Origin of the sequence: Nonomuraea sp. WAC 01424 (assembly GCF_003947315.1) — a bacterium.
GTDB lineage: Bacteria > Actinomycetota > Actinomycetes > Streptosporangiales > Streptosporangiaceae > Nonomuraea > Nonomuraea spiralis.
In genome coordinates, this window is the sequence record NZ_QHHZ01000006.1 from 486,156 (window position 1) to 500,904 (window position 14,749).

13 protein-coding genes are annotated in these 14,749 nt (G+C 71.7%); 6 read left to right on the top strand and 7 right to left on the bottom strand.

The annotated features are described in order from the left end of the window. Nucleotides 1-13: 13 nt before the first annotated feature. Together ilvD and DMB42_RS19670 are read right to left on the bottom strand one after the other, a co-directional pair. Nucleotides 14-1,852 carry a dihydroxy-acid dehydratase gene (gene ilvD, locus DMB42_RS19665; protein WP_125636414.1) on the bottom strand — a complete coding sequence of 613 codons (1,839 nt, stop codon included), beginning with the start codon at nucleotides 1,850-1,852 and terminating at the stop codon, nucleotides 14-16. Between the two features lie 85 nt (nucleotides 1,853-1,937). Further along, entirely contained in the window at nucleotides 1,938-2,747 is an 810-nt protein-coding gene (locus tag DMB42_RS19670) for a thioesterase family protein (protein WP_125636415.1), read from the bottom strand. Nucleotides 2,748-2,815: 68 nt separating this feature from the next. Here DMB42_RS19670 and DMB42_RS19675 point away from each other — a divergent pair, with 68 nt between their 5' ends. Then, nucleotides 2,816-3,577, top strand: a complete 762-nt coding sequence (locus DMB42_RS19675) for a TetR/AcrR family transcriptional regulator (RefSeq protein WP_125636416.1) — start codon at nucleotides 2,816-2,818, stop codon at nucleotides 3,575-3,577. On the opposite strand, the gene DMB42_RS19680 is transcribed toward DMB42_RS19675, so the two are convergent. Further along, complete coding sequence (locus DMB42_RS19680) at nucleotides 3,574-4,401, bottom strand: nuclease-related domain-containing protein (protein WP_125636417.1); 828 nt, start codon at nucleotides 4,399-4,401, stop codon at nucleotides 3,574-3,576. The two genes, DMB42_RS19675 and DMB42_RS19680, sit on opposite strands and share 4 nt — an antisense overlap. Before the next feature lie 139 nt (nucleotides 4,402-4,540). Here DMB42_RS19680 and DMB42_RS19685 point away from each other — a divergent pair, with 139 nt between their 5' ends. From DMB42_RS19685 to DMB42_RS19695, 3 genes are all read left to right on the top strand, one after another. Next, the gene (locus tag DMB42_RS19685; protein ID WP_125636418.1) at nucleotides 4,541-5,947 is read left to right on the top strand and encodes an amidase; all 1,407 of its coding nucleotides are present in this window, start codon (nucleotides 4,541-4,543) and stop codon (nucleotides 5,945-5,947) included. 99 nt (nucleotides 5,948-6,046) lie between these two features. Further along, complete coding sequence (locus tag DMB42_RS19690; protein WP_125636419.1) at nucleotides 6,047-6,298, top strand: hypothetical protein; 252 nt, start codon at nucleotides 6,047-6,049, stop codon at nucleotides 6,296-6,298. Between the two features lie 7 nt (nucleotides 6,299-6,305). Continuing rightward, nucleotides 6,306-6,677, top strand: coding sequence for a DUF5130 family protein (locus DMB42_RS19695; RefSeq protein WP_125636420.1), 372 nt, complete (start codon nucleotides 6,306-6,308; stop codon nucleotides 6,675-6,677). A 30-nt stretch (nucleotides 6,678-6,707) separates the two neighbouring features. Here the strand turns inward: DMB42_RS19695 and DMB42_RS19700 are convergent, their stop codons facing one another. From DMB42_RS19700 to pepN, 3 genes are all read right to left on the bottom strand, one after another. Beyond that, nucleotides 6,708-7,658, bottom strand: coding sequence for a hypothetical protein (locus DMB42_RS19700; protein ID WP_125636421.1), 951 nt, complete (start codon nucleotides 7,656-7,658; stop codon nucleotides 6,708-6,710). Between the two features lie 29 nt (nucleotides 7,659-7,687). Then, nucleotides 7,688-9,103, bottom strand: coding sequence for a serine/threonine-protein kinase (locus tag DMB42_RS19705; RefSeq protein ID WP_125636422.1), 1,416 nt, complete (start codon nucleotides 9,101-9,103; stop codon nucleotides 7,688-7,690). 94 nt (nucleotides 9,104-9,197) lie between these two features. Continuing rightward, nucleotides 9,198-11,762 (bottom strand): aminopeptidase N, encoded by a 2,565-nt coding sequence (gene pepN / locus DMB42_RS19710; RefSeq protein WP_125636423.1) that lies wholly within the window; start codon nucleotides 11,760-11,762, stop codon nucleotides 9,198-9,200. 90 nt (nucleotides 11,763-11,852) lie between these two features. Between pepN and DMB42_RS19715 the strand changes: the two genes are divergently transcribed. Then, nucleotides 11,853-12,473, top strand: a complete 621-nt coding sequence (locus DMB42_RS19715) for a disulfide bond formation protein DsbA (protein ID WP_125636424.1) — start codon at nucleotides 11,853-11,855, stop codon at nucleotides 12,471-12,473. 130 nt (nucleotides 12,474-12,603) lie between these two features. Next, nucleotides 12,604-14,007: an aldehyde dehydrogenase family protein gene (locus DMB42_RS19720; protein ID WP_125636425.1), complete on the top strand. Its 1,404-nt coding sequence runs from the start codon at nucleotides 12,604-12,606 to the stop codon at nucleotides 14,005-14,007. A gap of 9 nt (nucleotides 14,008-14,016) precedes the next feature. On the opposite strand, the gene DMB42_RS19725 is transcribed toward DMB42_RS19720, so the two are convergent. Continuing rightward, entirely contained in the window at nucleotides 14,017-14,748 is a 732-nt protein-coding gene (locus DMB42_RS19725) for an SDR family oxidoreductase (RefSeq protein ID WP_125636426.1), read from the bottom strand. Nucleotide 14,749 lies beyond the last annotated feature (1 nt).

A 14,749-nucleotide genomic window follows, 5' to 3' on the forward strand; every position in this document is an offset into this window, starting at 1 on the left:
CACCGCACACTAACTATCGGGACAGCTGCGACAGGTCGCGCGAGGCGCCGGTCGAGGCGGACGTGGTCATCGCCGCGTACGCCTGCAGCGCCACACTCACCGGACGGTTGCGGTCACGCGGCCGGTAGCCGCCCAGGTCGGCCAGCAGCCGCTCGCGCCGCGCGGCCAGCTCGGCCTCCGGCACCCGCAGCTCCATCGAGCGGCCGGGGATGTCGATGTCGATGATGTCGCCGTCCTCGACCAGCGCGATCGCGCCGCCCTCGGCCGCCTCGGGCGAGGCGTGCCCGATCGACAACCCGGACGTGCCGCCGGAGAAGCGGCCATCGGTGACCAGCGCGCACGCCTTGCCCAGGCCCCTGCCCTTGAGGAACGAGGTCGGGTAGAGCATCTCCTGCATGCCGGGGCCGCCCTTGGGGCCCTCGTAGCGGATGACCACCACGTCGCCCTCCTTGACCTGCCCGCCGAGGATGCCCTCGACGGCCTGCTCCTGCGACTCGAACACCACCGCGGGCCCGCTGAACTTCCAGATCGACTCGTCGACCCCCGCGGTCTTCACCACCGCGCCGTCGCGCGAGATGTTGCCGTAGAGCACGGCCAGCCCGCCGTCGGCGCTGTAGGCGTGCTCACGGTCGCGGATGCAGCCCTCGGCGCGGTCGAGGTCGAGGGAGTCCCAGCGGTTGTCCTGCGAGTACGGCTTGACCGTGCGCACGTTGCCGGGGGCCGCGTGCCACAACTCCTGGGCCTCGGGCGACGCGGACGGCGACTTGACGTCCCAGGCGGCCAGCATGTCGGCGATCGTGCCGCCGTTGACGGTGGGCACGTCGCGGTGGAGCAGCCCGGCCCGGTCGAGCTCACCCAGGATGCCCGGGATGCCGCCGGCGCGGTGGACGTCCTCGACGTGGTACTTGTTCGTGGCCGGGGCGACCTTGCACAGGCACGGCACCCGCAGCGAGATCTCGTTGATCTCCTTGAGTCCGAAGTCGACCTCGGCCTCGCGGGCCGCGGCCAGGATGTGCAGGATCGTGTTGGTCGAGCCGCCCATCGCCACGTCGAGGGCCATCGCGTTCTCGAACGCCTCGCGGGTGGCGATCGAGCGCGGCAACACCGACTCGTCGCCGTCCTCGTAGTAGCGGCGGGTGATCTCGACGAGCTGGCGGCCGGCGTCCTCGAAGAGCTGCTTGCGCCTCTTGTGGGTGGCCAGGATCGTGCCGTTGCCCGGCAGCGCCAGGCCCATGGCCTCGGTCAGGCAGTTCATGGAGTTGGCGGTGAACATGCCCGAGCAGGAGCCGCAGGTCGGGCAGGCGTTCTCCTCCATCTCCAGCAGCTCGGCGTCGGACACCGAGTCGTCGGCCGCGGCGATCATCGGGTCGACGAGGTCGAGCTTGCGAGTGGGCGTCTTGCCGGCCTCCATCGGGCCGCCGGAGACGAAGACCGTGGGGATGTTCAGCCGGAAGGCCGCCAGCAGCATGCCGGGGGTGATCTTGTCGCAGTTGGAGACGCAGATCAGCGCGTCGGCGCAGTGGGCGTTGACCATGTACTCGACCGCGTCGGCGATCAGCTCGCGGGACGGCAGCGAGTAGAGCATGCCGCCGTGGCCCATCGCGATGCCGTCGTCGACCGCGATCGTGTTGAACTCGCGCGGGATCGCCCCCGCCTCGCGGATCGCGGCCGAGACCACGTCGCCGACCTCGCGCAGGTGCACGTGACCCGGGACGAACTGGGTGAAGCTGTTGGCCACCGCGATGATGGGTTTGCCGAAGTCGCTGCCGGCTACACCGGTCGCCCGGAGCAGGGCCCGGGCACCGACCATGTTCCTGCCGTGGGTGACCGTACGTGACCTGAGGGCCGGCATTGTGCTTCTCCCATCATGAGGTGAGTCTTCACATGTTACGGCCACCCGCCCGGCGGCTGAGACACGTGTCCACTCACCGGACACCTCAGTCCGGAACCCGTACGGCCGCGAGCTGGGTCGCCTGGGCCACCAGCCGCCCCTTGGAGTCCCATACGTGGGCCACCTCGTCCATACGGTCGCCTCCGACGTCCGTGGCCGTCAGGCGGACCCTGATCGGGCCGGGCGCGGGCAGCCGCCGGACGTAGGCGGAGAGCTGGATCGTCGGCACCCAGCCCGGCAGCCCCAGGTCGAACGCGACCGGCGGCACGGGGTCGAGCGCGACCAGCAGGCTCAGCGGGTCCCAGTCGGAGCCGTCGGCGAGGCGCTGCCAGCTCGCGATCTCGCCCCGCCGGCTCGGCGCCCCGAACGCGAAGGCCAGGTGGGCGGGATCGACGCGTTCCTCGACGACGCCCATCAGCGGCACGGGAAAATCGGCGCCGGGCGGGTCGGTGGGCGCGAGGAAACAGTCCTCCTCGGGCGGGAGCTCGACCATCGGCAGCGAGGACCACCACGGGTCGGCGTCGTCCAGGACGCCGAGCGTGACGTGCGCCTCCAGGAGGATCCGGCCCTCCTGGGCCAGCGTGGCCCTGACCTGGGCCACGCTCTTGCCGATCCGCAGCGGCTCCACGCGCACGTCGGCCGGCCCCGGCTCGGGCGGCTCGACGAAGGCGCCGCTCACGGCCGTCACGTGCGGGTGCCGCTCGCCCGCGCTGCTCTCGCAGGCGGCTCGGGCCAGCACCGCCAGCAGGTAGCCGCCGTGCAGCTTGGTCCCCACGCTCCACTGGGCGTCCAGCGTGGCGCCGAAGTCGCCCCCGCCGTGGGCGATCAACGCGGTCGCGTCCCGGAAAGTCCCCATTTTTCGCAATATCCTTCCGTAGAAGGTCAGGTTGACATCGTCAACCTGACGGCGTCAACCTGAGAACCATGACCAGTACGAGACGGGTGCGCGCCCGGCGCGGAGAGGGCGGCCTGCTGCGGGAGGAGATCCTGCGCGCGGCCGAGGACCTGCTGACCGAGTCAGGCAGCGAGGACGCGCTGACGTTGCGCGCGGTCGCCCAGCGCGCCGGGGTGTCCACGCCGTCGGTCTACCTGCACTTCGCCGACCGGGAGGCATTGCTGGAAACGGTCTGCCTGCGCGTGTGGGACGAGTTCGGCCGCATGTTCCGCGAGAACCTGACCGGCGACCCGTTCCTCGCGCTGGGCCGGTGCGCGCGGGCCTACGCGCGTTTCGCCCTGGCGCATCCCGTGCAGTACCGGGTGCTGATGATGCGCCCCGCGACCGGGCAGGGCGTGGCGGCCGCCGCCGCCGAGTGCATCCGCCACATGGTGGACGCCGTCGCCGCCTGCGTGGCGGTGCGCGTGCTCGAAGGCGATCCCGAGGAACTGGCGCTCGGCCTGTGGTCGGCCGTGCACGGCTGCGTGTCGCTGCTCATCGCCCAGCCGTCGTTCCCGTGGCCCGAGGACCGGGAGGCGCTGATCGACCGCGTCGTACGCATCGCCGGGGTCGGCACGGCGTTGCTGACCCGCCTGCCGGACACGTTGCCCCCAAGCGGCGTGCTGGCCGACGAACTGGACGGCTTCGGCGCCCGGCTGGCGGGCGGTCCGGCGGGCAGTTCGGCGGGCGGTTCGGCGGGCATGGAAGAACCCCGCGGGGCGGAACCCCGCGGGGATCGTCGGCCGTCCTAGCCCTCGCCGTACCTGGCGGGCAGGACCTGGGCGGCGATGTCGTAGAGCCGGTCGATCTCGGCCGGGGTCAGCGCCCGTTCCCGCTTGGTGATCCACTTGCGGGCCCGGTCGCCCTGGTAGACGTCCACGTCGCGGATGGTCATGATCTTCCACGGGACGGGCGGCCCGTAGATGGCCAGCGACGGCACGACCACGACCTCGCGGCCGTAGGCCTTGCTGATCAGCTCACTGGCCTGGGACGCCTCCCACTTGGCCTCGGTCAGCCTCGGCTTCATGTCGAAGGGGCCGTGGAAGAGCTTCTTGCCCATCTGCACGCGGACGGGCAGCCGTTTGTCCCACTTCTCGGAGTCGACCGCGTACACGCCGGTCGGGCCCACCACGAGGTGGTCGATCTGGGCCTCGCTGCCCGGGATCGCCCTGGCGTGCAGGGTGCGGTAGCCGCTGCGCTCCAGCCTGCGAAGCTGCCCCTCGGTACGCCGTTCGGCCACCGACGCGCGTCGCCACGCGGGCACGGTGGAATGGGAACGCGCGCGGTAGACCGCTTCGAGGATGGCCGCGATGACGCCCGCGGTGACTCCCATGCGCCAGTCGCGCAGCAGGAAACCCACCACCACGGCCACGCCGATCGCCACGAGGGCACGGTTGCGCAGGCGGCGGAACCGCGGCTGCTCAAGCAGACTGCGCAGGGACGCGCGCTCCACGGGCGCGTACGTGGAGGTGGGCGCCGATGGGGTCGGGGCGGCGGTCTGCTCGCTCTCCGGCCGGTCGCTCACCCAGATGGGTGACGCGTTGTGACCGTCTTCTCGCTGGTTGTCGGAGTCCACGTAACTCACCGTAGCTCGGAGATCGGAATGATTCCTAGTGTTGACCTGTCCATAGTTTTATGGCCCAGCTCATCGTGTTCCACTCATGTTTTCGGGGTATGTCTTACGTTCCTCTCTAGAGATGCCTAGTGTGCCGATCGTGCGAGAACTTCATGAGCTTTCCGCCCTTGAGCAGGCTCGGGCAGTCCGCGACCGTGAGATCTCACCGGTCGAGCTCACCCGCCACTACCTCGACCGCATCGAGCGGATCGACCCGCAGGTCGGCGCGTACGTCACCGTGACCGCGGAAGCGGCGCTCGACCAGGCGCGCCGCCTGGAGAAGGATCTGCCCGAGGGCCCGCTGGCCGGGGTGCCGATCCCGGTGAAGGACCTCAATCTGGTCAAGGACGTGCCGATCATGTTCGGCTCGGCGGTCTACCGGGGGTTCGTCGCGCCGGTGGACGACACGGCCGTGACGCGGCTGCGCGAGGCCGGCACGGTCATGCTGGGCAAGACCGCCACCCCCGAGTTCGGATTGCCCTGCTACACCGAGACCGACGTCTCGCCGCCCGCCCGTTCGCCCTGGGACCTCGGCACGTCGGCGGGCGGGTCCAGCGGGGGAGCGGCCGCCGCCGTCGCCGCCGGGCTGGCGCCCGCCGCCCACGGCAGCGACGGCGCGGGCTCGATCCGCATCCCCGCCTCGGCCTGCGGTCTGTACGGCATCAAGCCCACCCGCGGCCGCATCAGCTTCGCCCCGATCATCCCCGACCTGGCGGGCATGTCCACGAACGGCCCGATCGCCCGTACCGTGGCCGACGCGGCGGCCCTGCTCGACGTGATGGCGCACAACGAGCCCGGCGACCTCTACCTCGCACCCCGCCACGAGGGCACGTTCCTGGCCTGCGCCGGCCCCGACCCCGGACGGCTGCGCATCGCCCGGTACGCCGATCCCGTCGTACCGGGGGCCGAGGTCCATCCCGAGGTGAGGGCCGCGTACGAGGAGGCCGCCGAGACCCTGGCCGCCCTCGGCCACGACGTCGTCGAGATCCCGAGGCCGTTCGGGCCCGAGCTCGTACCGCAGTTCGTCACCCTCTGGTACACCTTCGCCTGCATGCACCCGGTCGCCGACGAGCAGCGGCACCTGCTCAGGCCGCTCACCCGGTGGCTGCGCGAGCGCGGCCACGCGACCCCGGCTCCTGCCTTCCTCCAGGCCCAGGCCGCCCTCCAGCTCGCCACCCGGGGCGCGCTCACGATCACCGACGCCTACGACGCGGTGCTCACTCCGACTCTCACTGAGCCGCCCAGGCCCGTCGGCTGGTTCGAGGACGTGGACGACGTCGAGGAGACGTTCGAACGCATGAAGCGCTTCGCCGCTTTCCCCGCGATCTACAACGTCAGCGGCCAGCCAGCGGTGAACCTGCCGCTGCACTGGACCGCCGAGGGCCTGCCGATCGGCGTCATGCTGGCCGGGCGGATCGGCGGCGAGGGCACTCTGATCTCGCTGTCGGCCCAGGTGGAGGCGGCCCGGGGCGGCTTCTGGGGCGAGCGGCGGCCGGTCGTCTGGTAGGCGGACGCCGCCACAGGGCTGGCCGGACCCGTGCGCGAGGTTTACGTTCGTCATGTGGACAGCGCGGCGGAAAGTCTGCTCTTTCTCATCGGAGTGTCTTTGGGGCTGTTCGTACTGATCAGCCTGCTGGTCATGGTGCCGGGGCGCGGCAGGGCCGTACGGGCGGAGCCGGGCCCGGTGTGGCTGGGCGGCCCGTCCGGGAGCGAGCACGGCGTGAGCACGTCGGGGCTGGTGCTGACCGGCGGCGCCGCGCCCTGGGCGACGGTGCCCGAGCGCGACTGGGTGGCCGAGGCCGAGGCCGAGACCGCGGAGCCGGACCGGCACCTCGGCGGCGCTTCGGCGGGCTGGTGACGCGGCCATGGGGAGCCTGCGGACACTGACGACGGCCCAGGCCGACGACCTCAGGAAGGCCCTCCAGGGCGCCGAGCGGCGCAGCGGGCTGCGCTTCGGGGTGTTCCTCGGCGAGCCGTCCGGCTCCCGGCGGCACTTCGCCGAACGCCTGCACACCGCGCTCGGCGAGGAGAGCGCCGACGCCGTGGTGGTGTTCGTCGACCCGGGCGGGCGCGCCCTGGAGATCGTGACGGGCCGGAACGCCAGGCGGCGGCTGAGCGACGGCGCCTGCCGGCTCACCGCCATGTCGATGGCCACCGCCTTCAGCGCCGGCGACCTGGTCGGCGGCCTCCTGTACGGCATAGCCGCCCTCGGCGAACAGGCCACCACAAGACGCTGACCCGCCCTCGAACGCGCCGGGCCTCGTCGGTCAGGTGCGGCGCAGCAGGGTGACGACGTGGTCGCTGACCCCGGCGAGCAGGGTGGACGGCTCGATCGGCGCCCCGGCCACGGCCGAGAACAGCGCGGGCAACCCGGGCAACGGGAAGTCGTCGTCCTTCACCGCCGCGGCGCCCACCGCGTTCTTGTCCAGCGCCGTACGGCTGCGCTCCCAGGCGTCGAGCACCTCCTCGGGCGAGGGCACCCCGAACCCGTGCCCGACGGGCGCCGCGTGCCGCAGCCGGACGAGCGGCGTCTCGGCGAACGTCAGCGCCGTGCGGGCGCGTACCTGGAGGTCGGCACGGGGCTCCGGGGCGATCCAGTCCATGGCCGTGCACGGGTTGCGGCAGGTGGCGACGCAGACCCCGAGCGCGCCGGCGACCTGGCTGTGCTGCCGGTCGAAGTAGGCCCGCCACCCCTCGGCGGGCTCGACCGACACCCGCAGCGTGCGGTTGGTGGCCGACTGCTCGGACTTGGTGTGGTCGCACTCGCGGTCGCCGATCACGCCGAACCTGCTGCCCGGCGCGCTCAGCCCGGCGGGCCAGCTGGTCGGGTCGCCGGCGTGGCCGAGCTGCGGCTCGAAGGCCAGCAGCGGCAGGTATTCGCTGGCGATGTGCACGGCGGCGATCATCGGGCTCAGCTCGCGCCGGTGCCAGCGGGCCGCGATCACCTCAAGCAGCAGGGCGTAGGCGGGCTTGAGCGACTCCAGGGCCCCGCGCGGCTGCTCGCGCGGCGTCTGCGGCATGTGGCAGGCGCGGGCGAGCCGGCGCAGGTCGGCGGGCACGGACCTGGCCTCGGCCGCGAAGTCCTCGGCGTCGAGCGAGAGCAGCCGCTGCCCGAACTCGCACACGTCGGAGATCTCGGCCGTGGGCGCGAGCGCACCGAGGTCGGCGAAGGCGTACCGGCGGGCGAGGGCGATCAGCAGGTCACGAGTCGAATCCACGCGATGACTTTCTCACGATCTTGGAGCGGTCACGGACACGGGGCGCGCACGCACTGGATGTCCTCGGGCGGACTGGTGACCGTGGGCTCGGCCGTGGGCTCCTCGGGGCCGGGCTGGCTGGGCTCCTGCGACGGCTCCGGCTCGGCGGTGGTCGCGGTCGGCGTGGGCTTCGGCGACGTGGTGGGGGTGGCGCTCGGGGTGGTGGGCGCCACGGTCGGGCCGGGCGTCGCGCTGGTGGTGCCGCTCGGCCTGGTGCTCGGCGCGGCCTTGGTCGGCGGCGCGGGCTGCCTGGTGGTGTGCGTGGTGCCGCTCGGGCTGCGCGCCGGCGTGGTCTCGCCCGCGGGCGTCAGCACCTCGCCGCCCGTGCTCGCGGGCTCGGCCGGACGCAGCCACACCGACCCCGCCACGGCGGCCGAGACCACGACGGCCCCGGCCATGGTGATCAGGGCCGTCAGCGTGCGCCGCCTGCGGGATCCGCCGGTCGGGGCCGAGGGCACGGTGAGCGGCGAGCCGGTGTCGCCCGCGGGCATGACGCCCGTCGCCAGGGGACCCGTCATCATGGGCGCGGGCACGGGAGGCGCCGCCATGGAGGACGTGGTCACCGGCGACGCCGGGAGGGCCGCACCGCTGATCGAGGCGCGGGCCGCCCGCGCCATGTCGGAGGCCGACGGCCAGCGCTGCGCCGGGTCCTTCTGCAGGGCCCGGACCACCACCTGGCGAACGGCCTGGGGCAGCTCGCCGGGCAGCTCCGGCACGGGCGCGTTGAGATGCTTGAAGATGATCTGTACGGGGGTGTCCCCCTGGTACGGCAACCGCCCGGTCAGGCACTCGTAGGCCACCACGCCCAGCGCGTAGACGTCGACCGCGGGCGTGACCTCGCTGCCCGCGGCCATCTCCGGCGCGCAGTAGGCGGCCGAGCCGAGCATGGTGCCCGTGGCCGTCAGGTGACCGGCCGAGCCCGAGTGGGCGACGCCGAAGTCGGTCAGCGCGACCTGCCCGTCGGGCCTGACCATGAGGTTGGCCGGCTTGACGTCACGGTGGACGATGCCCTGGGCGTGGGCCGCGGCCAGCGCGTCGGCCACCTCGGCGACCAGCCGCATGGCCTCCTGCGCGTCGAGCGGGCCACGGCGCAGGACGCGGTCGAGCGACTCGCCCCGCACGTATTCCATGACCAGGTAGCTGACCCGGCGGCCGTCGGCCTCGTGGACGCCGTAGTCGTAGACGCCGACCACGCCGCGGTGCCGGAGGGTGGCCATCGCCCTGGCCTCGTTCTGGAAGCGCTGGGTGAAGGTGGGGTTCTCCGACAGGGCGGGCATCATCACCTTGACCGCGACGGCCCGGCCGAGCACCAGATCGTCGGCACGCCAGACCTCGCCCATGCCGCCGCCGCCGAGGCGGTCGGCCAGCACGTAGCGGTCGTTGAGCGTGGTACCGGCGCCTAGCACGTCCTTGAGGCTAACACCCGGTCTCCATGCTCAGGCCGTATTCGGCGCAGCGCGGAGCCAGGTCCCCGCCGGGCACGGCGGGGACCCGCGGAATTCAGGCCGACGCGGCGTCGGTCTCCTGGTTGCGCAGAGCCCGGCTGACGCCGTCGGCGCCCTCCAGGATCAGCCTGCGCAGGGCCTGCGGCGGCTGCTCGGAGGCCAGGAAGTCCTGTGCCGCCTTGACCGTCGCCGGCTCGATGAGCAGCGTGGGGAAGCAGCCCACCGCGAACGTCGACGCCTTCTCGAACGTCCACTCCTGGTAGACGCGCCCCACCTCGGCGAAGTACTTCTCCCGGTACGGCTCCAGCAGCTCGGCGTGATGCGGGTCCTGGAAACCGGTGATGGTGGCGCGGGCGATGTGGTTGGCCAGGTCGCCGCCCACGATCCGGTCCCACGCCGCCGCCTTGCCCCCGGCCGTCGGGATCGCGGCCCGGCACAGCGCCGCCGACCGCTCACCCGTCGCCGTAGGGTCGCGCTCCAGCTCGGCCTCGATGTCGGCCTCGGCCAGCCGGCCGCCGGAGACCAGGGCGGTCACCAGCGTCCAGCGCAGGTCGGCGTCGACGGTCAGCCCCTCGGGCACGTCGGTGCCGTCGAGGATGGCCTGCACCAGGTCGAGGTCGGCGTCGGAGACCGCCACCGGGGCGAACGCCTGGAGGAAGGCGAGCTGGTGGTCGGAGCCGGGCGGCCGCGCGCCGAGCAGCGAGCGCAGCTCGGCGGCCAGCACCGCCAGGCCCTCGGCCCGCCAGGCGGGGGCGGCGTACTGCTGGACGGCCTGGCGGGCCTGGCGCAGCACCGCCTGAAGGACCGTGATGTCGGAGACCGTGCCCGCGCCGGAGATGACCAGCTTGACGTAGTCGCGCGTGGACATCTCGCCGTCGCGGGTCATGTCCCAGGCGGCCGACCAGCACAGGGCGCGCGGCAGCGACTCGGTGAAGGCGGCGATGCCGCCCGCCACGAGCGTGTTCAGGGAACGCTCGTCCAGCCTGATCTTGGCGTAGGTCAGGTCGTCGTCGTTGAGCAGCACCAGGTCGGGCTGCTCGACGCCGAGGAACTCGGCCACGCTCGTACGCGCCCCCACCACGTCGAGCTCGACCCGCTTGGTCCGGGTGAGCACGCCGTCGACCAGCGAGTACAGGCCGATCGCGATGCGGTGCGAGCGCAGCGTCGGGTAGTCGGCCGGGGCCTCCTGCAGCACCTCGAAGGAGGTGAAGCGGCCGTCGGACACCTCGAAGGAGGGCCGCAGCGTGTTGACCCACGAGGTCTCCAGCCACTCCTTCGACCACGACGACAGGTCGCGGCCCGAGGTGCGCTCCAGGGCGGCGAGCAGGTCCTTCAGCTCGGTGTTGCCCCAGGCGTGCTCGGCGAAGTAGTCGCGCACCCCGGCCAGGAAGTTGTCCAGGCCGACATAGGCGACGAGCTGCTTGAGCACCGAGGCGCCCTTGGCGTACGTGATGCCGTCGAAGTTGACCTCGACCGCCTGCATGTCGGGGATGTCGGCGGCGATCGGGTGGGTGGAGGGAAGCTGGTCCTGGCGGTAGGCCCAGGACTTCTCCACGTTCGCGAACGTGGTCCACGCGCCGTTGCCCCACCGGGTGGCCTCGGCCTGGGCCAGCACGGAGACGTACGTGGCGAACGACTCGTTCAGCCACAGGTCGTCCCACCAGCGCATGGTGACCAGGTCGCCGAACCACATGTGGGCCATCTCGTGCAGGATCGTCTCGGCGCGCCGCTCGACGACCGCGTCGGTGACACGGGAGCGGAAGACGTAGTCCTCCAGGAACGTCACGCAGCCCGCGTTCTCCATCGCGCCGGCGTTGAACTCGGGCACGAAGAGCTGGTCGTACTTGGTGAAGGGGTAGCGGACCCCGAACACCCGGTGGAAGAAGTCGAAGCCCTGCCTGGTGACCTCGAAGAGGTTGTCGGCGTCGAGGTGCTCCCCGAGCGAGGCGCGGCAGTAGAGGCCGAGGGGGATGCCGTCGTGCTCGGAGGTGACCTTGAAGTACGGCCCGGCCACCAGCGCGGTGATGTACGTGGAGATCACCGGCGTCGCCTCGAACTCCCAGCGCTTGGCGGGCTGGACCCCGCCGTGGCGGCCGGTCTGCCCGCCGAGGTCCTCCACCTTGGCGGCGGAGGCGTTGGAGACGACCTCCCAGTCGGCCGGGGCCAGCACGGTGAGCTGGAAGACGGCCTTGAGGTCGGGCTGGTCGAAGCAGGCGTACATGCGGTGGGCGTCGGCCGTCTCGAACTGGCTGTGCAGGTAGACCTTCTGGTCGACCGGGTCCACGAACCGGTGGAGGCCCTCGCCCGTGCGCATGTAGCTGCAGTCGGCGTCGATCAGGAGCTCGTTGGACTCGGCCAGCGAGGGAAGGGGGAAACGGCCCTTCTCGGCGTCGTAGTCGGAGACGTTGAGGTCCGTGCCGTTGAGGGTGACCTTGCGCACGTTGGCGCCATGGAGGTCGATGAAGGTGGAGGCGCCCGGGTTGGTGCTGGTGAAGCGCACCGTGGTGACGCTCTCGAAGCGCTCGTCCCCTTCCGTCAGGTCGAGTGCGACCTCGTACGACTCGACCTTCAACAGCCGGGCGCGCTCACGAGCCTCGTCCCGGGTCAGGTTGCCTGCCAAGTTGCGCTCCTTTTCACCACTTCGTTGTAGTTTGTCGGTATCCTGCCACGCCGGGAATAGGACCTCGACACCCTCAGGTTATGGCCCCACGTGACTGAGAAGATTCCCGTGGACCTGTGGTTCGATCCTTTCTGCCCATTTGCCTGGGCGACGTCACGATGGCTTCTCGAAGTGGAGAAGGTTCGTCCCATCGAGCCGCGCTGGCACGTCATGAGCCTCAACGTCCTCAACGAGGGCAAGGACGTGCCCGAGTCCTACCGCGAGGCGATCGCCAGGGCCATCGAGCCCGTACGCGTGGTGGCCGCCGCCCGCGCCAAGCACGGTGACGAGGTCGTCGGCCCGCTCTACACCGAGCTCGGCACCCGCCTGCACAACCGGCGCGGGAGCAAGGACCTCAGCCGCCTCGGCGAGCTGATCGAGGACTCGCTGGAGGCGATCGGCCTCAGCCGCGACCTCGCCGCCGCCGCGCACTCCACCGAGTGGGACGACGCCGTACGCGGCTCCCACGAGGAGGGCATCACCCTGGTCGGCCAGGAGGTCGGCACCCCGGTCATCCGCGTCGGCGCCAACGCGTTCTTCGGTCCCGTGATCACATCCATCCCGAAGGGGGAGGACGCGGGCAGACTGTGGGACGGCGTACTTCTCGTCACCGAGTTCGAGGACTTCTTCGAGCTGAAGAGGACTCGTACCAGACAGCCCACCTTCGACTAGATATGTCCTCCCTGGCCGGGGGAAGACTCATACCCTGGCGGTAGGTTCCCGGGCGTGCCGAGGATAAGGATTCTCCTCTGCCCGATTTGTGCTCTCGCCAGGTCACGACGTGCACGCGAGGATGGGCCCCATGCGCCAGCTGTATATCGGCGGTTCCTGGAACGCCTCTACGTCAGACGAGTCCATCGAGGTCGCCAACCCGGCCACGGAGGAGATCATCGATCGGGTGCCCGCGGGCACCCCCGACGACGTCGAAGCGGCGGTGTCAGCGGCGCGCGGAGCCTTCCCCGCCTGGGCCGAGACCTCGGCCACCCAGCGCGGGAAGCTGCTGAGCGACGCGGCCGAGCTGCTGAAACAGCGCGCCGACGACGTCGCCCGGACGATCGCGACCGACATGGGGTCGCCCCTCGCGTTCGCGCTCAAGGTGCAGACGCTGATGCCCGCCACCGTCCTGTCCTCCTACGCGCAGATGGCCGAGAGCTATCCGCGCGAGTCCCGTATCGGCAACTCCCTGCTGGTCAAGGAGCCGATCGGGGTCGTCGCGGCGATCACGCCGTGGAACTATCCGCTCCACCAGATCATCTGCAAGGTCGGCCCCGCCCTGGCCGCCGGCTGCACGGTGGTGCTCAAGCCGAGCGAGGTGGCGCCGCTCGCGGCGTACGCGCTGACGGAGATCTTCGACGAGGTCGGCCTGCCGCCGGGGGTGTTCAACCTGGTCAGCGGGCGTGGCCCGGTCGTCGGCGAGGCCATGGCCGCCCACCCCGAGGTGGACATGGTCTCCTTCACCGGCTCCACGGCGGCCGGCCGCAGGATCGCCGCGCTCGCCGCCGAGACCGTCAAGCGGGTGGCGCTGGAGCTCGGCGGCAAGTCGGCCAACATCATCCTGCCCGACGCCGACCTGGCCACCGCCGTCAAGGTCGGCGTGGCCAACTGCTTCGTCAACGCCGGCCAGACCTGCTCGGCCTGGAGCCGCATGATCGTCCACCGCGACCAGTACGACGACGCCGTCCGCCTGGCCGTCGAGGCCGGCCGCAAGTACACCGTCGGCGACCCCTTCGACGCGGCCACCAGGGTCGGCCCCCTGGTCTCGGCGGCCCAGCGCGACCGCGTGGTCCGCTACATCAACCGGGGTCAGGAGGAGGGCGCCAGGCTCGCCTCCGGCGGCACCGAGCGCCCCCACGAGCGCGGCTTCTACGTCGAGCCCACCGTGTTCGCCGGGGTCGAGCCGGGCATGACGATCGAGCAGGAGGAGATCTTCGGGCCGGTGCTGGCGCTGATCCCGTACACGAGCGAGAGCATGGCCGTGCAGATCGCCAACGACACCAGGTACGGCCTGGCCGGCGCGGTCTGGTCGAGCAGCCAGGAGCGCGCGGTCGCCGTCGCGCGCAGGCTGCGCACCGGGCAGGTCGCGATCAACGGCGGCCAGTTCAACCCGCTGGCGCCCTTCGGCGGCTACAAGCAGTCGGGCGTGGGCCGCGAGCTGGGCGAGTTCGGCCTGGAGGAGTACCTGGAGATCAAGTCGATGCAGCTGTAGGCCCGGCGGTCACAGGATCATCCCGCCGGTGGCCAGCAGGTTCTGGCCGGTGATCCACCGCCCGTCGGGCCCGGCCAGGAACGCCACCACGGCCGCGATGTCGTCGGGCCGGCCCAGCCGGCCCAGCGCGGTGAGCGGGATCATCCGCTCCGCCGCGCCCGGCGGGTTGGCGCTGTGGAGCATGTCGGTGTCGGTCGCGCCGGGCGAGACGGTGTTGGCGGTGATGCCGCGCCCGCCCAGCTCGCGGGCCGCGACCATGGCGAACTGCTCGATCGCCGCCTTGCTGCCCTGGTAGAGGGCGAGCGTCGGCGCGGAGATCTTGGTGTTGAGCGTGGAGACGTTGACGATGCGGCCGCCGTCGCGCATGACCCGGCCGGCCCATTGGATGGCCAGGAAGACCGCGCGGGTGTTGACCGCGAACACCCGCTCGTACTCGTCGTCCGTGATGTCGGTGATGAGCTTCTTGCCGGTCATCCCGGCCGCGTTGTTGACCAGGATGTCCAGGCCGGGCAGCCGTGACTCCGCCGCGGCGAACAGGCGCTCCAGGGCGGCCCGGTCGCCCACGTCCGCGCGTACGGCCAGGGCGCCCGTCTCCTCGGCGATGCGCTCGGCCGCCGCGTCGTCGTCGCGGTAACTGAAGACGACCTCGGCCCCGTCGGCGGCGAGCCGGCGTACGACGGCCCTGCCGATGCCACGTGACCCACCGGTCACCAGCGCGCCCTTGCCGGAGAACACATCCATG